This is a genomic window from Streptomyces sp. NPDC048643, assembly GCF_040650615.1.
Taxonomy (GTDB): Bacteria; Actinomycetota; Actinomycetes; order Streptomycetales; family Streptomycetaceae; genus Streptomyces.
This window is the reverse complement of the sequence record NZ_JBEZHO010000003.1, coordinates 91,523-110,841: the sequence shown is the minus strand read 5'-3', so window position 1 is coordinate 110,841 and position 19,319 is coordinate 91,523. Positions and strand designations below refer to the sequence as shown.

15 protein-coding genes and 1 riboswitch are annotated in these 19,319 nt (G+C 69.5%); of the genes, 8 read left to right on the top strand and 7 right to left on the bottom strand.

Annotation, left to right across the window (positions count from 1 at the left end; all coding sequences use genetic code 11):
- Window positions 1-63 precede the first annotated feature (63 nt).
- The 4 genes from AB0C62_RS04260 to AB0C62_RS04245 all read right to left on the bottom strand — a co-directional run bounded on the left by AB0C62_RS04260 (window position 64) and on the right by AB0C62_RS04245 (window position 4,947).
- Window positions 64-1,644: a glycoside hydrolase family 3 protein gene (locus AB0C62_RS04260; RefSeq protein ID WP_362969541.1), complete on the bottom strand. Its 1,581-nt coding sequence runs from the start codon at window positions 1,642-1,644 to the stop codon at window positions 64-66.
- Window positions 1,645-1,653: 9 nt separating this feature from the next.
- Window positions 1,654-2,529 carry a carbohydrate ABC transporter permease gene (locus AB0C62_RS04255; RefSeq protein ID WP_362969540.1) on the bottom strand — a complete coding sequence of 292 codons (876 nt, stop codon included), beginning with the start codon at window positions 2,527-2,529 and terminating at the stop codon, window positions 1,654-1,656.
- Window positions 2,526-3,515, bottom strand: a complete 990-nt coding sequence (locus tag AB0C62_RS04250) for a sugar ABC transporter permease (RefSeq protein ID WP_362969539.1) — start codon at window positions 3,513-3,515, stop codon at window positions 2,526-2,528. The genes AB0C62_RS04255 and AB0C62_RS04250 overlap by 4 nt, the downstream gene beginning before the upstream one ends.
- A gap of 145 nt (window positions 3,516-3,660) precedes the next feature.
- Entirely contained in the window at window positions 3,661-4,947 is a 1,287-nt protein-coding gene (locus tag AB0C62_RS04245; protein ID WP_081219343.1) for an extracellular solute-binding protein, read from the bottom strand.
- A 496-nt stretch (window positions 4,948-5,443) separates the two neighbouring features.
- Between AB0C62_RS04245 and AB0C62_RS04240 the strand changes: the two genes are divergently transcribed.
- From AB0C62_RS04240 to AB0C62_RS04210, 7 genes are all read left to right on the top strand, one after another.
- Window positions 5,444-6,208: a GntR family transcriptional regulator gene (locus tag AB0C62_RS04240; protein ID WP_362969538.1), complete on the top strand. Its 765-nt coding sequence runs from the start codon at window positions 5,444-5,446 to the stop codon at window positions 6,206-6,208.
- 203 nt (window positions 6,209-6,411) lie between these two features.
- Window positions 6,412-6,672, top strand: coding sequence for a DUF3311 domain-containing protein (locus AB0C62_RS04235; protein ID WP_164371964.1), 261 nt, complete (start codon window positions 6,412-6,414; stop codon window positions 6,670-6,672).
- Window positions 6,669-8,279, top strand: coding sequence for a monocarboxylate uptake permease MctP (mctP, locus tag AB0C62_RS04230; RefSeq protein WP_362969537.1), 1,611 nt, complete (start codon window positions 6,669-6,671; stop codon window positions 8,277-8,279). Before AB0C62_RS04235 ends, mctP begins: the two co-directional genes overlap by 4 nt.
- Window positions 8,280-8,555: 276 nt before the next feature.
- A riboswitch (cobalamin riboswitch) is annotated at window positions 8,556-8,713 on the top strand.
- Window positions 8,714-8,847: 134 nt separating this feature from the next.
- The gene (locus AB0C62_RS04225) at window positions 8,848-11,229 is read left to right on the top strand and encodes a ribonucleoside-diphosphate reductase subunit alpha (RefSeq protein ID WP_362969536.1); all 2,382 of its coding nucleotides are present in this window, start codon (window positions 8,848-8,850) and stop codon (window positions 11,227-11,229) included.
- Window positions 11,229-12,248 (top strand): ribonucleotide-diphosphate reductase subunit beta, encoded by a 1,020-nt coding sequence (locus AB0C62_RS04220; RefSeq protein WP_362969535.1) that lies wholly within the window; start codon window positions 11,229-11,231, stop codon window positions 12,246-12,248. The genes AB0C62_RS04225 and AB0C62_RS04220 overlap by 1 nt, the downstream gene beginning before the upstream one ends.
- A gap of 469 nt (window positions 12,249-12,717) precedes the next feature.
- Window positions 12,718-14,808 carry a putative Ig domain-containing protein gene (locus AB0C62_RS04215; RefSeq protein ID WP_362969534.1) on the top strand — a complete coding sequence of 697 codons (2,091 nt, stop codon included), beginning with the start codon at window positions 12,718-12,720 and terminating at the stop codon, window positions 14,806-14,808.
- Between the two features lie 115 nt (window positions 14,809-14,923).
- Window positions 14,924-15,484, top strand: coding sequence for a hypothetical protein (locus tag AB0C62_RS04210; protein WP_362969533.1), 561 nt, complete (start codon window positions 14,924-14,926; stop codon window positions 15,482-15,484).
- Here AB0C62_RS04210 and AB0C62_RS04205 read toward each other — a convergent pair.
- Window positions 15,445-15,648, bottom strand: coding sequence for a hypothetical protein (locus tag AB0C62_RS04205; protein WP_362969532.1), 204 nt, complete (start codon window positions 15,646-15,648; stop codon window positions 15,445-15,447). The genes AB0C62_RS04210 and AB0C62_RS04205 overlap by 40 nt on opposite strands.
- Window positions 15,649-15,742: 94 nt before the next feature.
- On the opposite strand from AB0C62_RS04205, the gene AB0C62_RS04200 reads away from it, so the two are divergent.
- Window positions 15,743-16,708 (top strand): helix-turn-helix domain-containing protein, encoded by a 966-nt coding sequence (locus AB0C62_RS04200; protein ID WP_362969531.1) that lies wholly within the window; start codon window positions 15,743-15,745, stop codon window positions 16,706-16,708.
- Between the two features lie 60 nt (window positions 16,709-16,768).
- Here the strand turns inward: AB0C62_RS04200 and AB0C62_RS04195 are convergent, their stop codons facing one another.
- Window positions 16,769-18,139, bottom strand: coding sequence for a cytochrome P450 (locus AB0C62_RS04195; RefSeq protein ID WP_362969530.1), 1,371 nt, complete (start codon window positions 18,137-18,139; stop codon window positions 16,769-16,771).
- Window positions 18,136-19,221: an epi-isozizaene synthase gene (gene cyc1, locus AB0C62_RS04190; RefSeq protein WP_267050005.1), complete on the bottom strand. Its 1,086-nt coding sequence runs from the start codon at window positions 19,219-19,221 to the stop codon at window positions 18,136-18,138. Before cyc1 ends, AB0C62_RS04195 begins: the two co-directional genes overlap by 4 nt.
- Between the last annotated feature and the right edge of the window lie 98 nt (window positions 19,222-19,319).

Here is a 19,319-nt window from a genome sequence, read left to right as displayed (position 1 = left end):
TGCCGGTGCCCGGCCTCCCTGGGGAGGCCGGGCACCGGCATGTCGGGTCCGGGGCCCGCGCGGCTACTCCCCCGCGATGACCTCCGCCGCCGCCTGGCCGCAGACGCGTGCGGCACCGTGGGTGGCGATGTGGAGGGCGCCGCGGGGCGCCGACTGGGGAACGCCCATCTCGACGACAACGCTGTCCGGGCGGGCGGCGAGGAGTGTGTCGAGGGCCGCCACCATCCAGGGGTGCCGGTGTTCGTCGCGGACCACGGCGACGACCGGACGGCTTCCGGCGGCGGCGAGGGCCGAGGAGCCCGCGTCCTCGCCGGTGAAGCTGCCCGTCTCGGTGCCGGGGAGCAGCCGGGCCAGTTCGGCGGCCACGCCCCAGGGCGTCTCGTCACCGACGGCGATGTTCGCGACCGGGGTGAGGGCGGCGACGTAGGGCGCCTCGGTGAGCGGCGTGAACGCCCCGGAACGGGTCACGGTGAGCGCGCGCCGGGCGGCGATCAGACCGACGTCCACGGTGCTGTCGGAGCCGGCCGGGCCACCCGGGAAGCTCGCACCGACGGTGACGGCCGGGGTGTCCGAACCGTTCGACGCGTTCGAACCGTTTGAGCCATTCGTGTGGGACCGGGAGACCGCGGCGGCCGCGGCCGTCCACTCGGCGAGCGCCCGTACCCGGTTCGCCGCGTCCGCCAGCCGTTCCTCGGCGAGCTCGCCGGCGCGGACCGCGGAGACCAGGGCGTCCCGGAGGCGGCGCACGGTGTCGTCGTCGGCCAGTCCGCCCCCGACGCAGATGGCGTCGGCGCCGGCCGCGATGGCCAGCACGCTGCCCCGCTCGATGCCGTACGTCGCGGAGATGGCCTGCATCTCCATGCCGTCGGTGACGATGAGGCCCTCGTAGCCGAGTTCCTCGCGCAGCAGGCCGGTGAGGATGCGGCGGGAGAGGGTGGCCGGGCGGTCCGGGTCCAGGGCCGGGACCAGGATGTGGGCGCTCATCACGGCACGGCTGCCCGCGGCGATCGCGGCCCGGAACGGGGCGAGTTCGCGCGACTGGAGGACCGAGAGGTCCGCGTCGATGCGGGGCAGTGCGTGGTGGGAGTCGACCGCGGTGTCGCCGTGGCCCGGGAAGTGCTTGGTGCAGGCGGCGACGCCGGCGGCCTGGAGGCCGGTGACGTAGGCCGCCGTGTGCCGGGCCACCAGGTCGGTGTCGGCGCCGAAGGACCGTACGCCGATGACCGGGTTCGAGGGGTTGGAGTTCACGTCGGCGGAGGGCGCCCAGTTGAGGTTCACCCCGCACGCGGCCAGCCGGCGGCCGAGTTCGAGGGCGACGGCCTCGGTGAGGGCCACGTCGTCGACGGCGCCCAGCGCGTGGTTGCCGGGGAACGACGAACCGGTGCGCACCTCCAGGCGGGTGACGTCGCCGCCCTCTTCGTCGATGGCGACGAGGACGTCGTCGCGCTCGGCCCGCAACTGGGCGGTCAGAGCGGACAGTTGATCGGGAGAGGCGATGTTGCGGCCGAACAGGCCGACGGAGGCGAGACCTTCACCGAGACGGCGCAGCAGCCAGTCCGGAGCCGTGGTTCCGGTGAAACCGGGCTGGAGGACGGTGAGGGCGTCGCGCGTCAGGGTGTCTGTACCGCTGGCGAATGTCGTCATCGGGTGGCGTTATCCCTTCACGGCGCCCGCGGTCAGACCCGCGGCCATCTTGCGCTGGACGAGGAGGAACAGGACGACGATCGGCACGGCCATCATGGTGGATCCGGCCATCATCGGGGCGTACTCGGTGCCGTGCTTGGTGGTGAAGTTACCGAGCCAGACGGTGGCGGTCTGGTTCTTCTGGCTCATCAGCATCAGGGCGTAGAGGTATTCGTTCCAGGCCTGGATGAACGCGTAGACGGACGTGGCCACCATGCCCGGGGCCAGCAGGGGGAAGACCACCCGCATGAAGGCGCCGGTGCGGCTGCACCCGTCGACCATCGCGGCCTCCTCCAGCTCCTTCGGGATGTTGACGATGAAGCCGCGCAGCGTCCACACCGTGAAGGGAAGGATGAAGGTCAGGTACGTGAGGATCAGGCCGGAGAGCTTGTCGTACTGGTCGAGGTCGTTCAGCAGCAGGAAGACCGGGATGATCATGGCGACCAGCGGGACCATCTGGACCGCGAGGATGCCGACGATCACGACCTTCCGGCCGCGGAAGGCGAAGCGGGAGATGGCCAGCGCGGCCAGCATGCCCACGATGATGCCGACCACGACCACCGAGACGGACACGATGAGACTGCGGCCGACCGGGCCCCAGAAGTCGGCGATGTCCAGCGCGCGACGGAAGTTGTCGAGCGTGAGGCCGGTGGGGAACAGGCTCGGATCGGGGTCGATGGCGTCCTTGGCCGGCTTGAAGGCCGTGTTGAACATCCAGTAGACCGGGAAGCCGGCGGTGAGGAAGACGAGCAGGCCGAGCAGGTTCCAGCCGAGCTTGGACTTGCGGGGTCCCGAGGACTTCCGCCCCGCGGCGGACGCACGCCCGGGCGTGGCGACGGCGCTCATTCGACCTCTCCGATCTTCAGCATCTGACGCATGTACACGGCGACCACGCCCAGCAGGAGCAGCACGGTCAGCAGGGCGATCGCCGATCCCTGCGCGTAGTCGTTGACGACGAAGGCACGGTCGTACGAGTACGTGGTGAGGAGTTGGAACTCGGCCTCGGGGTGGCCGCCGCGCATCACGAAGACCTGCGGGAAGACGCCCATGTCCCAGATGACGGAGAGGGTCGTGAGCATCACGATGATCGGCTTGAGGATCGGCAGCGTGACGTAGCGGAAGACACCCCAGGCGCCCGCTCCGTCGAGCCGTGCGGCCTCCTCCAGCTCCGCGGGCACCTGGGTGAGTCCGGCGCTGAGCGTGATGACGACGAACGGCACGGCGCCCCAGACGACCAGGAGCATGATCACGGCCAGGCCCTGCGGCCCACTGGCGAACCAGTTGTGGCCGATCATGTCGACGCCGGGGAGCTTGCTGAGCAGCGCGTTGAAGATGCCGTAGTCGGAGTCGAAGAGCCACTTGAAGACCGTGGTGGCGACGATGATGGGCATGCCCCAGCTGGCCACCAGCACGATGTTGATGAGCGTCTTCACCCAGCCGGAGACCCGCTGGAGGAGCAGCGCGATCAGCATGCCGGCGACCATCGTGAAGATGACGGAGCCGCCCGCGAAGATGATCGTCCGGACGACGACCGCCCAGAACTCGCTGTCGCCGAGCACGGTGCTGAAGTTGTCGAAGCCGACGGACTCGGCCGGCTGGAAGCCCCAGAGCTGGGACTGCCCGAACTTCTGGAACGAGAGTGTGACCAGGCGGACCAGCGGGTAGCCGAGGACGAGCGCGAGGATCAGCAGGCAGGGGGCGAGCAGCGCCCAGGGTGTCGCCGGTCCGCCCGAGGTGCGCCGCTTGCGCGGTGCCGTGGGGACGGCCGGTGGCGGTGGCGCCTGCCGCGGTGGCGGCACCTTGGCGGGGGTGGTCGTGTCTGCGGCACTCATCGCGCGCTCCTCAGCGGTCCCTCAGGTCGTACGAAGGCGAAGGCCCGTACGGCCGGGCCCGGGAGGCGTGCCCCCGGGCCGGGCCGTACGGCAGGCAGGGCCCCGCCCCTCCGTGACGGAGGACCGACGGGGCCCTGCTCTCAGGTCACTTGGTGTTGATGACCTTGTCGATCTTGGCGTCCGCTTCCTTCGCGGCGTCCTCGACCGACTTCTTGCCGGTACCGATGCTCTGCAGCATGGTCTGCAGGACCTGGGCCTTCTCGACCTGGCCCCAGCCCGGCGCCATCGGGACGAACCAGTTGGACTCGGCCGCGGTCGCCGGGACGACCGTCTTCGGGTCGTTCTTCAGGGTGGCGAGGTCGGTCTTGTTGTTCGGCAGGTTGCCCTTGGCCATCAGGCCCTTCTGGCCCTTGGCGCCGGTGAACGCGTTGATCCACTCGGAGGCCACGGCCTGCGCCTTCGACTTCACCGGGACGGCGAGGTCGGAGCCGCCCAGGAAGACCGGGAGGTTCTTGCCGGACGGGCCGGGCATCACGAAGTTCTCGAGGTTGCCCTTGAGCTTGCCGGTCTTGTCGCTCTTCGGGTCCTCGGCGGTCGCGCCCTCCCAGGCGGCACCGAAGATCATGCCGGACTTGCCCTGGCCGTAGACGATGTAACGGTCGGACTCGTCCTTGGTCTTGTCGCCGTGCATGTACTTGTCGACGACGTTCTTGAACTCGGTGAGGCCCTTGACCGACTCGGGCGAGGAGAGGTTGGCCTTCCACTGGCCGCCCTCCTCCTTCGCGATGGAGCCGCCGGCGTCGTAGACGAAGGACATGGCCGCGTACCAGTCACGGGTGGGCTGGTACCAGGCGCTGAACTTGCTGCCCTCCTTCTTCTGGATCTTGTCCAGGGCGGAGGTGAGTTCGGCGTACGTCTTCGGCGGGGTCTTCACGCCGACCGAAGCCGCGACGTCCTTGCGCCAGTTGCCGACGCGGCCACCCGCGTAGTACGGCACGCCGTAGGTCTTGCCGTCGTAGGTGACGGAGGCCTTGAGGCCGTCCAGCCAGGCGTCCGAGTTCTCGAACTTCGACGTGTCCAGGGGAGCGAAGGCTCCCTTGACCATGTAGCCGAGCATCTCGGTGTTGCCCATCTCGACCACGTCGGGCGCCTTGTCGGTGGCGAGGACCGCGTCGAGCTTGGTGTTCTTGTCCGGCCAGCCGTAGTACTCGTGGTTGATCTTGATGCCGGGGTGCTTCGCCTTGACCGCCGCGTCGGCCGCCTTGACCAGCTCGGGCCAGTTGTTCTGCGCGTCGACCGTGAGCCAGACCGTCAGGGCCTTGGTGTCGCCGGCCTTGTCCGACCCCCCGGACTTGTCGTCACTGTCCCCGCACGCCGCGATGGAGAACATCATGCCCGCGATACCGATCGCGGCTATCAGCTTGCGCTTCACAGCCACCCTCCTCAGGGATGCCACAAACCCCCCTGCTCCCCGCGGTGACATACGACGTGTGACCGCCCGTGGGGCCGGGACTGGACCAATGGTGTAGACCAGTACGGGGAGCTTGGCCTAGACCTAGAGGGGTGTCAAGGGTGTGTAAGCCCGTCCAGTCGGCCGTTATGGGACCTACATATGCAAGGACCTTTAAGTAGGTAAGCGGCATAAATGGCGGGGGCGTTCGGGAACCCCCGGAAGACGGCGGCCCCACCACCGGCGCACCCCGGGTGACCCGCCCGTACGTCCTCGGGAGCCGCGCCACCGGACCTCTCCGAACCGTCGCGCGCGCGATCACACCCGCGCGATGGACTAGACCAACAGGAACGCCGACGGTATATAGAGGGGATCACGGAGCGTGCGGGGGACACTCGCGCGACAAGCCGTGCCACGATGTGAGCCGTGACCGACGGAACGTCGGTCGCTTCGGCATCCGGAGCCGGGAAGGCGGAGCATGAGCACCGACGTCAGCAGTGCGGAGAACGAGGGTGGGGCGCCCATCCGTACCGCGCGCGTGCCCAAGTACTACCGGCTCAAGAAGCACCTGCTCGACATGACGGAGACCCTGCCGCCCGGGACACCGGTGCCGCCCGAGCGCACGCTCGCCGCCGAGTTCGACACCTCGCGCACCACCGTGCGGCAGGCGCTTCAGGAACTGGTAGTCGAGGGCCGCCTCGAACGCATCCAGGGCAAGGGCACCTTCGTCGCCAAGCCCAAGGTCTCCCAGGCGCTCCAACTCACCTCGTACACCGAGGACATGCGCGCCCAGGGTCTCGAACCCACCTCGCAGCTCCTGGACATCGGCTACATCACGGCGGACGACGCGCTCGCGGGTCTGCTCGACATCTCGGCCGGCGGCCGGGTGCTGCGCATCGAGCGGCTGCGCCTCGCGAGCGGCGAGCCGATGGCGATCGAGACGACCCACCTGTCCGCCAAGCGTTTCCCCGCCCTGCGCCGTTCGCTCGTCAAGTACACCTCTCTCTACACCGCGCTCGCCGAGGTCTACGACGTCCATCTCGCCGAGGCCGAGGAGACCATCGAGACCTCGCTGGCCACTCCGCGCGAGGCCGGACTGCTCGGCACCGACGTGGGGCTGCCCATGCTGATGCTCTCCCGCCACTCGCTCGACAAGCGGGGCGAGCCGGTGGAATGGGTGCGGTCGGTGTACCGTGGCGACCGGTACAAGTTCGTCGCCCGCCTCAAGCGCCCGACGGACTGAGCCGGTTGGGGCGGCGCGCCGCCGCCCGCCCGGACCCCGGGGAGCGCGACCGCTCCCCGCGGTCCCGCCGCTCCTGAGGGTGTCGTCCTGCACGCACACCAAGCCTCCACACCAGCGCTCCGAGCAGGGGTTCCCTAAAGCCGAGCCGTCGCCTAGATTGCCTGCGCGTTACACAGGTGATCGCGAGGGGACGGAGCCGCCGTATGTCAGACCTGCCCGAAGTGAAACCACCGGTGGTGACACCGGTCCGCGTGGTGATCGCGCTCTGCCTCGTCGCACCCTTCGTGGCGATGCTGTGGGTCGGTTCCTACGCCAAGACCGACCCGACCTTCATCGGCATCCCGTTCTTCTACTGGTACCAGATGCTGTGGGTGCTCCTCTCGACGGTGCTGACGGTGACCGCGCACCAGCTCTGGCGGCGTGACCAGCGGGCCCGCGCGGCCAAGGGAGGGACCGGAGCATGAACGACGGTGTGAACGGCGTCGCTCTCGGCGTCTTCGTCTTCTTCTTCCTGGCCGTCACGGCCATGGGCTTCCTGGCCGCGCGCTGGCGCAAGGCCGACAACGAACACAGCCTCGACGAATGGGGCCTGGGCGGACGGTCGTTCGGCACCTGGGTCACCTGGTTCCTGCTCGGCGGCGACCTCTACACGGCGTACACCTTCGTCGCCGTCCCCGCGGCGATCTACGCGGCGGGCGCGGCCGGCTTCTTCGCCGTGCCCTACACGATCCTCGTGTACCCGCTGATCTTCACGTTCCTGCCCCGCCTGTGGTCGGTCTCCCACAAGCACGGCTATGTGACGACCTCGGACTTCGTGCGCGGCCGGTTCGGTTCCAAGAGCCTGTCGCTGGCCGTGGCCGTCACCGGCATCCTCGCGACCATGCCGTACATCGCGCTCCAACTGGTCGGCATCCAAGCCGTCCTCGACGTGATGGGCGTGGGCGGCGGGGAGAACACCAACTGGTTCGTCAAGGACCTGCCGCTCCTCATCGCCTTCGGCGTGCTGGCCGCGTACACCTACTCCTCGGGTCTGCGGGCCCCCGCGCTGATCGCGTTCGTGAAGGACACCCTGATCTACATCGTGATCGCGGTGGCCATCATCTACATCCCGATCAAGCTCGGCGGCTTCGACGAGATCTTCAAGGCGGCCGGCGAGAAGTACACGGCGGCCGGGGCCGGCGGGGTCGTCCCGCCCGCGGCCGGCCAGTGGACCTACGCCACGCTCGCGCTGGGTTCCGCGCTGGCGCTGTTCATGTATCCGCACTCCATCACCGCGACGCTGTCCAGCCGCAGCCGCGAGGTCATCCGCCGCAACACGACCATCCTGCCCCTCTACTCGCTGATGCTGGGCCTGCTCGCCCTGCTCGGGTTCATGGCCATCGCGGCCGGCGTGAAGGTGCAGAACGGCCAGCTCGCCATCCCCCAGCTCTTCGAGACCATGTTCCCGGACTGGTTCGCGGGCGTGGCCTTCGCCGCCATCGGCATCGGGGCCCTCGTCCCGGCGGCCATCATGTCGATCGCGGCCGCGAACCTCTTCACCCGCAACATCTACAAGGACTTCATCAAGCCGGACGCGACGCCGAAGGAGGAGACCCGGGTCTCCAAGATCGTCTCGCTGCTGGTGAAGGTGGGCGCGCTGGTCTTCGTCCTGACGATGGACAAGACCGTCGCGATCAACTTCCAGTTGCTGGGCGGCATCTGGATCCTGCAGACCTTCCCCGCGCTGGTCGGCGGCCTGTTCACCCGCTGGTTCCACCGCTGGGCGCTGCTGGGCGGCTGGGCGGTCGGCATGGTCTACGGGACGCTCGCCGCCTACGGGGTGGCCTCGCCGACCCAGAAGCACTTCGGCGGCAGCTCGAAGGAGATCCCCGGCATCGGGGAGATCGGCTACATCGGCCTCACGGCGTTCGTCATGAACGTGGTCGTCTCCGTCGTCCTCACCTTCGTGCTGCGGGCGTTCAAGGCGCCGGACGGCATCGACGAGACCTCGCCCGAGGACTACACGGTCGACGCGGGCGAGCCCGGAGTGAAGGCGGAGCTCCCGCCGGCCACGGCGGGCGCCGGCCACTAGGACACGCCCCGGGAACAGGGCGCGCGACGCACGGGCACGGGCCGCCGGAGAGGACATCCGGCGGCCCGTCGCCGTGTCCGCCCGGCGGACCCGACCGCGCCCGGACCAGCGAGCCGGGAGGGGCGCCGCCGGGCCGCGCGGGCGGCCGGGGCGACGGGCCGGACGGCGCGTCCGGAGCCCGGTGACCTCCGGCCGCTCACCTACGAGTTGACCTCTCGGCACGCTCCGTAGCGCTCTCCGGCACCGACACGACACAACATGTGGGGGTGCTCCCTGAGCCCGGCACAAGATGTATGCTCGTGCTCGCTGTCGTCGCAGGGGAATCCGGTGCGAATCCGGAACTGTCCCGCAACGGTGTACTTGTGCGTGTTCGTGTATTGGACGTGCCCGCACACGTCTCAGTCCGAGGACCTGCCGACAGCGCACCCCGGCCACCCGGCCCGGGTGCCGACGACGTCCGGGCCTCGCGGAATGGGCCGGTGGACGCGGTGCGCTGGCTGCCCAGAAGCGCTCCCGTGTGCCCCCGTGCTCCCCGACAGGCCCCGTGCCGAGCGAGGGAGAGCCCCACGTGACCATCGCGCCAGCAGATCCGGCTTCAGTGACCGCGCACCAGGCCCCGGTGGAGACCGACGGTCCCGGAGCCGCGCTGCTGCGGACCCTGACCGACCTCACCGCCGATCTCACCGACGCCGACCCCGGCCGGGTCGCCGCCGCGGCGCTGCGTGGCCGGTCCGCCCGCGCCGACGAGGCCGAGCTGCGCGAACTGGCCACGGAGGCGGCCGCCGGTCTCATCTCCGAGGACCCGGTCTACTCCCGGCTCGCCGCGCGGCTGCTCACCATCAGCATCGCCGCGGAGGCCGCCTCACAGGGCGTCACGACCTTCTCCGAGTCGGTCGCCGTCGGCCACCGTGAGGGCCTGGTCGCCGACCGCACCGCCGAGTTCGTCCGGCTGCACTCCGCCCGGCTCGACGCGATGATCGACACGGCGGGCGACGACCGCTTCGGCTACTTCGGTCTCCGTACGCTGCACAGCCGTTACCTGCTCCGCCACCCCATCACCCGCAAGGTCGTCGAGACGCCCCAGCACTTCATGCTGCGGGTCGCCTCCGGTCTCGCCGAGAACGACACGGCCCAGGCCGTCGACGAGGTCTCCGCGCTCTACGGGCTCATGAGCCGGCTCGACTACCTCCCGTCCTCCCCCACGCTCTTCAACTCCGGTACGCGGCACCCCCAGATGTCGTCCTGCTACCTCCTCGACTCCCCGCAGGACGAGCTGGACTCCATCTACGACCGCTACCACCAGGTGGCCCGGCTGTCGAAGCACGCCGGCGGCATCGGGCTGTCGTACTCCCGCATCCGGTCGCGCGGTTCGCTGATCCGCGGCACCAACGGGCACTCCAACGGCATCGTCCCGTTCCTCAAGACGCTCGACGCCTCGGTCGCCGCGGTGAACCAGGGCGGCCGGCGCAAGGGCGCGGCCGCGGTGTACCTGGAGACCTGGCACTCCGACATCGAGGAGTTCCTGGAGCTGCGCGACAACACCGGTGAGGACGCCCGGCGTACGCACAACCTGAACCTCGCCCACTGGATCCCGGACGAGTTCATGCGCCGGGTGAACGAGGACGGCGTCTGGTCGCTGTTCTCCCCCTCGGACGTGCCCGAGCTGGTCGACCTGTGGGGCGACGCGTTCGACGCCGCCTACCGCAAGGCCGAGGAGGCGGGCCTCGCCAAGAAGACCATCCCGGCCCGCGACCTGTACGGCCGCATGATGCGGACCCTCGCGCAGACCGGCAACGGCTGGATGACCTTCAAGGACGCCGCCAACCGCACCGCCAACCAGACGGCGGAGCCCGGCCACACCGTCCACTCCTCGAACCTGTGCACCGAGATCCTGGAGGTCACGGACGACGGGGAGACCGCGGTCTGCAACCTCGGCTCGATCAACCTCGGCGCGTTCGTCGTCGGTGACGACATCGACTGGGAGCGGCTCGACGGGACCGTCCGCACCGCGGTCACCTTCCTCGACCGGGTCGTGGACATCAACTTCTACCCGACCGAGCAGGCCGGGCGCTCCAACTCCCGCTGGCGTCCGGTCGGTCTGGGCGCGATGGGCCTGCAGGACGTCTTCTTCAAGATGCGGCTGCCCTTCGACTCGCCGCAGGCACGCGCCCTGTCCACCCGGATCGCCGAGCGCATCATGCTCGCCGCGTACGAGGCCTCCGCGGACCTCGCCGAGCGCAACGGCCCGCTCCCGGCCTGGGAGAAGACCCGTACCGCCCGTGGCGTGCTGCACCCCGACCACTTCGACGTCGAGCTGAACTGGCCGGAGCGCTGGGCCGCCCTGCGGCAGCGGATCGCCGAGGTCGGCATGCGCAACTCGCTGCTCCTCGCCATCGCCCCGACCGCCACCATCGCGTCCATCGCGGGGGTCTACGAGTGCATCGAGCCGCAGGTGTCGAACCTGTTCAAGCGCGAGACGCTCTCCGGCGAGTTCCTCCAGGTCAACTCCTACCTGGTGGCCGAGCTGAAGAAGCTCGGCGTGTGGGACGCGCAGACCCGTGAGGCGCTGCGCGAGTCCAGCGGCTCGGTGCAGGGCTTCACCTGGGTGCCGCAGGACGTGCGCGACCTGTACCGCACGGCGTGGGAGATCCCGCAGCGCGGCCTGATCGACATGGCCGCCGCGCGGACCCCGTTCCTGGACCAGGCGCAGTCCCTGAACCTGTTCCTGGAGACCCCGACCATCGGCAAGCTGTCCTCGATGTACTCGTACGCCTGGAAGTCGGGCCTGAAGACGACGTACTACCTGCGGTCCCGTCCCGCGACGCGCATCGCCCGCGCGGCCCAGGCCCAGGCGCAGCCCGAGAAGACCATCCCCGTCCAGCAGGTCGCCGACCCCGACGCCGTCGCCTGCTCCCTGGAAAACCCCGAGTCCTGCGAGGCCTGCCAGTAATGACCGACACCAACCGCGAGAAGAACCTGCTCGACCCGGGCTTCGAACTGACTCTCCGTCCCATGCGCTACCCGGACTTCTACGAGCGCTACCGGGACGCGATCAAGAACACCTGGACCGTCGAGGAGGTCGACCTCCACTCGGACGTCGCCGACCTCGCGAAGCTGACGCCGGGTGAGCAGCACATGATCGGCCGGCTGGTCGCGTTCTTCGCGACGGGCGACTCGATCGTGTCGAACAACCTCGTGCTGACGCTGTACAAGCACATCAACTCCCCCGAGGCGCGGCTCTACCTGAGCCGTCAGCTCTTCGAGGAGGCCGTGCACGTCCAGTTCTATCTGACGCTGCTGGACACGTATCTGCCCGACCCGGCGGACCGCGCGGCGGCCTTCGACGCGGTCGAGAACATCCCCTCCATCCGCGAGAAGGCGCAGTTCTGCTTCAAGTGGATGGACTCGGTCGAGAAGATGGACCGGCTGGAGACGCAGGCCGACCGCCGCCGCTTCCTGCTGAACCTGATCTGCTTCGCCGCGTGCATCGAGGGCCTCTTCTTCTACGGTGCCTTCGCGTACGTCTACTGGTTCCGCAGCCGCGGTCTGCTGCACGGCCTGGCGACCGGCACCAACTGGGTGTTCCGCGACGAGACGATGCACATGAGCTTCGCCTTCGAGGTCGTGGACACCGTCCGCAAGGAGGAGCCGGAGCTCTTCGACGACAAGCTCCAGGAGCAGGTCACCGACATGCTGCGCGAGGCCGTCGAGGCGGAGCTGCAGTTCGGCCGCGACCTGTGCGGTGAGGGCCTGCCGGGCATGAACACCGACTCGATGCGGCAGTACCTGGAGTGCGTCGCCGACCAGCGCCTCCAGCGGCTGGGCTTCGCGCCGGTGTACGGCTCCGAGAACCCGTTCTCCTTCATGGAGCTCCAGGGTGTCCAGGAGCTGACGAACTTCTTCGAGCGCCGTCCGTCGGCGTACCAGGTGGCGGTGGAGGGTTCGGTCGACCTCGACGAGGACTTCTGATCCCTGGACACCTCCCCAGGCGCCTGATCGACCGTCACTGACGAGGTCCTGAAGGCGAGTTCGTGATCGGTGAGAGCCGGGCCGCCCCGTGCGGTCCGGCTCTCGCCGTGTTCGCCCGCCTCCGTCATGTGCGGGCCCCGCTTTCGTCACGTGCTGCCCCCGGGCCGCCAATCCCCTTTCCAATCCCCGTCCATGGAGCGGCAAAGTTCCGCGGGCACGGGTGTTCGCAGGTCGTCGGGCCCGGCTACGTTCTGGCCGTCCCGCCATGTCGCCGAACAGTGGCACGACAGGACGACTGAATTGGCATGCCCATGACGTACAGCGGGTCGGCTCTCCATGCCCCGCGCTACGCGCGTCACCGGCCCGTCCCTTCAGAGCGCCGAGAACCCCCACTTCCGGCTGTGGCACCGCACGGGCCCCACCCGGGCCCACGCGGCAGCGGCCATGAACCGATGGAGGCGACACCCCCATGCGTTCCCAGCGCCCGATACCCTCCGGCAGACCCGTCCGGAGCCTGCGAAGACTCCTCACCACCGCCCTTCCGGCCCTCGCCCTCGGCCTCGCCGGGTTCGCGGCGGCCCCGCCCGCGGACGCGCAGCCCGCACCGGCCCCCCAGCTCTCCCGCACCACCCAGAACTCCCGTGCCCTGACCGACCCCGCCCGGCAGGCCGTCCACGCCACCGGGAAGGCCGGCCAGAAGGTCGCGACGAAGCACCTGTGCGCCGAGGCCGCCCGGCCCGGCACCATGTCCTGCTTCGCGCAGCGCAGGACCGACATCGCCCAGAAGCTCGCCGCCGCCGTCTCCCCGGACGCGGCCGCCGCGGTGTCCGGCCTGAGCCCGGCCAACCTGCACAGCGCCTACAACCTGCCCTCGACCGGCGGCTCCGGCCTGACCGTCGCCGTCGTCGACGCGTACAACGACCCCAACGCCGCCGCCGACCTGGCCACCTACCGCTCGCAGTTCGGCCTGTCCGCCTGCACGAAGGCCAACGGCTGCTTCAAGCAGGTGAGTCAGACCGGTTCGACCACCTCGCTGCCGACGAACGACAGTGGCTGGGCGGGTGAGGAGGCGCTCGACATCGACATGGTCAGCGCCGTCTGCCCGAACTGCGACATCGTCCTCGTCGAGGCCGATTCGGCGAACGACACCGACCTCGGCGCGGCGGAGAACGAGGCGGTCGCGCTCGGCGCGAAGTTCGTCTCCAACAGCTGGGGCGGCGACGAGTCCTCCTCGCAGACCGGCGAGGACACCTCGTACTTCAAGCACCCGGGCGTCGCGATCACCGTCTCCTCGGGCGACGAGGCCTACGGCGCCGAGTACCCGGCCACGTCCCAGTACGTGACCGCCGTCGGCGGGACCGCGCTGACCACCTCGTCGAGCTCCCGCGGCTGGAGCGAGTCGGTCTGGAAGACCAACAGCACCGAGGGCACCGGCTCCGGCTGCTCCGCCTACGACACCAAGCCGAGCTGGCAGACCGACACCGGCTGCTCGAAGCGCATGGAGTCCGACGTCTCCGCGGTCGCGGACCCCGCGACCGGCGTGGCCGTCTACGACACCTACGGCGGCTCCGGCTGGGCGGTCTACGGCGGCACCAGCGCCTCGGCCCCGATCATCGCCGGCGTCTACGCGCTGGCCGGCACCCCCGGCTCCGCCGACTACCCGGCGAAGTACCCCTACTCCCACACGTCGAGCCTCTACGACGTGACCAGCGGCAACAACGGCTCCTGCTCACCCTCCTACTTCTGCACCGCGGCCACCGGCTACGACGGACCGACCGGCTGGGGCACCCCCAACGGCACGGCCGCCTTCACCTCGGGCGGCAGCACCGGCAACACGGTGACCGTCACCAACCCGGGCAACCGGTCCACGACGACGGGCAGTTCGGTGAGCCTGCAGATCGCGGCCACCGACAGCGCGGGCGCGGCCCTCACGTACAGCGCGACCGGGCTGCCGACCGGGCTGTCGATCAACTCCTCCACCGGGCTGGTCTCCGGCACCGCGAGCACCGCGGGCACCTACGCGGTCACCGTCACCGCCAAGGACAGCACCGGCGCCTCCGGTTCGGCCTCGTTCACCTGGACCGTGAGCACCTCGGGCGGCGGCACCTGCAGCGCGGCGCAGCTCCTCGGCAACCCGGGCTTCGAGTCGGGCAGCACCTCGTGGACCGCGTCGAGCGGCGTCATCACGACCGACACCGGTGAGGCGGCGCACGGCGGTTCCTACAAGGCCTGGCTGGACGGCTACGGCTCCACCCACACCGACACGCTGTCCCAGTCGGTGACCGTCCCGGCCGGCTGCAAGGCCACGCTCACCTTCTACCTGCACGTCGACACGGCCGAGACCAGCACCGGCACGGCCTACGACAAGCTCACCGTCACCGCCGGCTCCAGCACGCTGGCGACCTACTCCAACCTCAACAAGGCCACCGGCTACGCCCAGAAGACCTTCGACCTGTCCTCCTTCGCCGGCTCCACCGTCACGCTGAAGTTCAGCGGCGCCGAGGACTCCTCCCAGCAGACGAGCTTCGTCGTGGACGACACCGCCCTCACGACCGGCTGATCGAACACGCACAGGGCCCCGGCCGCCACGGCGGCCGGGGCCCTGTCGCACGTCACGCGGGCCGGATGGATCCTGATCCGCCGGTGGCACGTCCAACCCGCAAGGAGGCCACCCCATGCGTCGAACGACCCACACCAGGACCATCGCCCTCACGGCACTGACCCTGCTCCTCGCGGCGGGCTGCGGAACGCAGGGCGGGAGCGAGGCGGGCGGCGGCAAGACCGTGTCGCCGTCGGGCGCTCCGTCGTCCCCGACCCCGTCACCGTCCTCACCCGGATCCGCGTCGCCGACCGCGCCCGCACCGACTTCGCCGCCGTCCTCACCCGCTTCGCCGCCCCCGTCGTCCGGTCAGGACTGCGGATCGGTGAAGGGACAGCTCGACGCGGCCGACACCGGGCACACGTACTGCCTGACGGCCGGGGACACGATCCGCGTCGTTCTGGACGGCACCACACCCCGGCCCTGGAAGCCCGTGAAGAGCCACGGTGGCGGCCTGGTTCCGACCAACGGCGGGATCGTGCTCCAGCCGGGCGGCGCGTCCGCCGCGTACCGGGCGGTCTCGGCCGGGACGGTCGAGCTGACCTCGTCCCGGCCGATGTGCCCGAGCGATCCGGGCCGGATCTCCTGCAAGGGACTTCAGGAGTGGACGGTCACGGTGGTCGTGACGAAGGCCTGAGGCCGCGGTGGCCGCCAGGCGTCCTGCCGGGCGCCGGCGGCCGCCCTGAGCGAGCGGTCCACCCGCCTCTCACGGGCGAGCCCGATCAAGGACGGGAGCGCCACGAGCGCGAAGATCGCGAGGACGACGAGGAATCCGACGAGGTTGTCCATCAATGCGTTCATAGACACCAGTGTCCCGTCGTTGACTCCTTACCGTCAGTGGCAGAACTGCCGCACACCCTCGAATTACTGCCACGCGCGGTGCACACTGGGGAGCATGCTGAACAACGTGGCCGCCGTCCTGCTCGACGGCGTGCATCCCTTCGAACTCGGCGTCGTGTGCGAGGTGTTCGGCCTCGACCGCAGCGACGAGGGCCTGCCCGTCTACGAGTTCGCGGTCGTCTCCGCCGAGGGGCCGACGCTCGCCACCCATGTCCCCGGGTTCACGGTCTCCACCCCGTACGGCCTGGACCGGCTCGAAGAGGCCGACCTCGTCGTCGTCCCCGCCGGGGACACCTTCGCCGTCCGCGGCTATCCGCCCGAACTGCTCGCGGCGCTGCGCCGGGCGGTGGACCGCGGGTCCCGGGTCCTCAGCGTGTGTTCGGGTGTCTTCGCGCTCGGCGCGGCCGGGCTGCTCGACGGCCGCCGCTGCGCGGTGCACTGGCAGCACGCCGACGAGCTGGCCCGGCAGTATCCGCGGGCGGTCGTCGAACCGGACGTGCTGTACGTGGACGCGGACCCGGTGATCACCTCGGCCGGCACCGCCGCCGGGATCGACGCCTGTCTGCACATCGTCCGCAAGGAGCAGGGCACCGAGGTGGCCAACACCATCGCCCGCCGCATGGTGGTCCCGCCGCACCGGGAGGGCGGCCAGGCCCAGTACATCGAGCGGCCCCTGCCCCGCTCGCGGTGCGACACGGTCGGTGACGTGCTGGTGTGGATACAACGGCACCTGGACCTGGAGACGACCGTCGAACAGCTCGCCGCCCGCGCCCACATGGCGCCCCGCACCTTCGCGCGCCGCTTCCAGCAGGAGACCGGGACCACGCCCTACCGCTGGATCCTGAGCCAACGGGTGCTGCTGGCACAGCGGTTGCTGGAGGCGTCGGACGAGACGATGGACGCGATCGCGAGCCGCACCGGATTCGGCACGGCCGCCGCCCTGCGCCATCAGTTCGTCCGGAGTCTGGGGACGACCCCGAACGCGTACCGGCGCACGTTCAGGGGCCCGGAGGCGGCCTGAACGTGCGCCAGGTGGACGTGCGGGTGGGTACGGTCCGGCCGGGCCGGACGGCGGAGCGGTCTAGCGCGGGTCGGCCTTCAGCCGCAGCTTCTGCGGCCGCAGGGTGATGCCGACGCGGGTCGCGTCGTTGGAACCGGACACCTGCTCGAAGCGCCAGCGGGAGGCCACGGTCGCGGTGACGAGCGTGAGCTGCGCCATCGAGAAGTGGTCACTGGGGCACTTGCGGTTGCCCACGCTGAACGGACGCATCGCGTACTTCGGGATGTCCTTGGAGTGTTCCGGAAGCCAGCGGTCGGGGTCGAAATCCAGATGCTCCTGGTACGACCGGGGATCGCGCTGGATCGCGTACGGGCTGTAGACGATGTCGGCACCGGCCGGAATGCGATAGCCGCCCAGTTCGGTTTCGGTCACCGCCCGCCGCGTCAATATCCATACGGCGGGGCGCAAACGCATGGCCTCGACGACGACATTGTTCGTGTGCGACAGCTTCCGGACGTCGTCGAATCCGACGGGCCGGTCCCCGACGACGGATTGGACCTCGGCGGCCACCTTGTCCGCCTCTTCCGGGTGTTCGGTGAGGACTTGGAGCAGCCACATGATCGTGGACGCGATGGTTTCGCTTCCGGGCGTGAGTATCGCGACGACCTGGTCGTGGATCTCCTGTTCGTCGATGGGGTCGCCGTCGTCGTTCTTCGCTTCCAGCAATGCCGTCAGCAAATCGTCCGGCTTTTGACCAGATGCGCGGCGCTCGGCGATGATCTCGTCGACGAGAGCGTGCAAATCGGCCAATGCCCGGTCGAATTTGCGCATGGACGGAAGCGGGAGGCGATAGAGCGGGCCCGCGGGTATGACCATGCGCTGGTACATACCGCGGAACACGGTCGCGAGGGCAAGGCTGAGCCGCTCGGCGCGCTCGTCCATGAAGCGGCCGCGCAGCAGGCAGCGGGCGGCCATGCGGACGGCGACGCGGAAGGACTCGGAGGTGCAGTCGACGGTCGCCCCGCCCTCCCAGCGGTCGGCGAACGCGCGGGACTCCTCCTCCATGATCGGCCCGTACTCGGGGATGATGTCGGCGCGGAACGCGGGCTGGATGGTCCGGCGTTGGCGCCGGTGCATCGGCCCGTTGGCCGTCGCGACGCCCTTGTTGCCCAGCAGCCCTTCCAGCGACTCCCACAGGGGGCCGCCGATCTCGTAGTCCGGGTTGAGCGCCAGCGCGCCGGTGAGCGCGGGGGTGGTGACGGCGTACACCGTCTTGGGACCGAGCTTCAGACGCACGATGTCGCCGTGGTCCCGTAGTTGGGTGAAGAAGGCGAGCGGGTCGCGAGCCAGTTTCCAGCCGTGCCCGAGCACGGGCACCCCGCCTCCGGCGAGGGGCGGAACGGACAGCTCCAGCACCTCGGGCACCTCGGGTCGTACGGACTCGACGGTCATTTCTCACCTGCCGCTTCATTGTTGACGTACGGGGGTGTCGAGCGGTCGTCCCAGCTGTCGACCATGTACCGGCCCGACTCGTGGTGGAACCAGTACACGGAGCTGAACCAGTTCCGCATGTTTCCGACGCACGCCCTCACCGCGGCACTCGTCGCCTTTCCCTCCACGGTGCCGTCCGTGAGGGTTTCGGCGAGCCTTAAGACGTCCTTCTCGGCGGCGAGGAATTCACTGATGCATTCCTCGACCCGGCGCCGGACTTCGGTGACGGCTTCTTCGAGCGTCAACCCCTGATGGTGAATGAGGCTGATGCCGAGATTGTGGACCTCGTCGCCCGCTATTTCCTTCGGCAGCGAACAGAGGTCGTTGTACCAGGCGGCGAATTCCTGGCTGAGCAGGGCCGCCCGGTGAAATGCAGGGTGCAGTCGTACCGTGTCGGGAAGTTCCTGTCCCGCGCTCGGTTCCAGAAGGTCGGTCCAGATCCAGTGCGCGAAGGTGAGCCGACGCAGTTCGAGGTATTCCTCGACGGTGGGTACGGCGCCGGACGTACGGTTCCGGAATTCCCGGTCGTACGCCTCGATCACCGCGTGGAAGTGGAGCGCGAACCGCTCGTTCCAGTTCTCCCCGAGGAACGAGTACAGCCGCCCCACGCTGTCGGCGAACCCCGCGACCAGGGGATCCTGGTGATGCAGGTGGTCCCCGGGTGCGTCGAGGGCCGCGTGGAGCTGGAACCTGAGCGTCCGCCAGGCGTCCGCGCGGCCGTGGATGACGTCGCGGTCGTGCCGGTCGTCCCAGACGAAGAACCACGCGCTGTAGTCGGCTATCGCCTGCATGACCTCGTCGGGAGCGCCTATGTAGTAGCCCGCCATCAAGTCCGTGTAGCACAGACCGTCGGCATATTCCTCGACCTTGTCCGCGGGCATCAGCCGCTTTTCGAGGAGCCAGGTCCGGGTCTTCTCCTGGAGCCTGGGCCAATACGGGTGCAGTTGACGGGGAAACTCGGACTCGATCACCGGGAGAGAGAGCGCCGGTGGGACCGCGATCGCTGTCGGTGTCGATGAAGAGCCGTGTGAGAAAGCATGCACGAACAAACCCCTCTCAGCCGCCTGTTGGCGCCACGCCCCTCCCGCTGTGCCGGGCGTGCGCCGTTGCGTATCCCCGCACTTCCCATTCAGCACCACAA

Excerpts from the sequence above, each read along its gene's own strand:
- AB0C62_RS04200 (WP_362969531.1), top strand. The coding sequence starts at position 15,743 with ATGCTGAACAACGTGGCCGCCGTCCTGCTCGACGGCGTGCATCCCTTC.
- AB0C62_RS04215 (WP_362969534.1), top strand. The coding sequence starts at position 12,718 with ATGCGTTCCCAGCGCCCGATACCCTCCGGCAGACCCGTCCGGAGCCTG.
- AB0C62_RS04240 (WP_362969538.1), top strand. The coding sequence starts at position 5,444 with ATGAGCACCGACGTCAGCAGTGCGGAGAACGAGGGTGGGGCGCCCATC.
- AB0C62_RS04205 (WP_362969532.1), bottom strand. The coding sequence starts at position 15,648 with ATGAACGCATTGATGGACAACCTCGTCGGATTCCTCGTCGTCCTCGCG.
- AB0C62_RS04210 (WP_362969533.1), top strand. The coding sequence starts at position 14,924 with ATGCGTCGAACGACCCACACCAGGACCATCGCCCTCACGGCACTGACC.
- AB0C62_RS04195 (WP_362969530.1), bottom strand. The coding sequence starts at position 18,139 with ATGACCGTCGAGTCCGTACGACCCGAGGTGCCCGAGGTGCTGGAGCTG.
- AB0C62_RS04260 (WP_362969541.1), bottom strand. The coding sequence starts at position 1,644 with ATGACGACATTCGCCAGCGGTACAGACACCCTGACGCGCGACGCCCTC.
- AB0C62_RS04220 (WP_362969535.1), top strand. The coding sequence starts at position 11,229 with ATGACCGACACCAACCGCGAGAAGAACCTGCTCGACCCGGGCTTCGAA.
- AB0C62_RS04255 (WP_362969540.1), bottom strand. The coding sequence starts at position 2,529 with ATGAGCGCCGTCGCCACGCCCGGGCGTGCGTCCGCCGCGGGGCGGAAG.
- AB0C62_RS04235 (WP_164371964.1), top strand. The coding sequence starts at position 6,412 with ATGTCAGACCTGCCCGAAGTGAAACCACCGGTGGTGACACCGGTCCGC.
- AB0C62_RS04250 (WP_362969539.1), bottom strand. The coding sequence starts at position 3,515 with ATGAGTGCCGCAGACACGACCACCCCCGCCAAGGTGCCGCCACCGCGG.
- mctP (WP_362969537.1), top strand. The coding sequence starts at position 6,669 with ATGAACGACGGTGTGAACGGCGTCGCTCTCGGCGTCTTCGTCTTCTTC.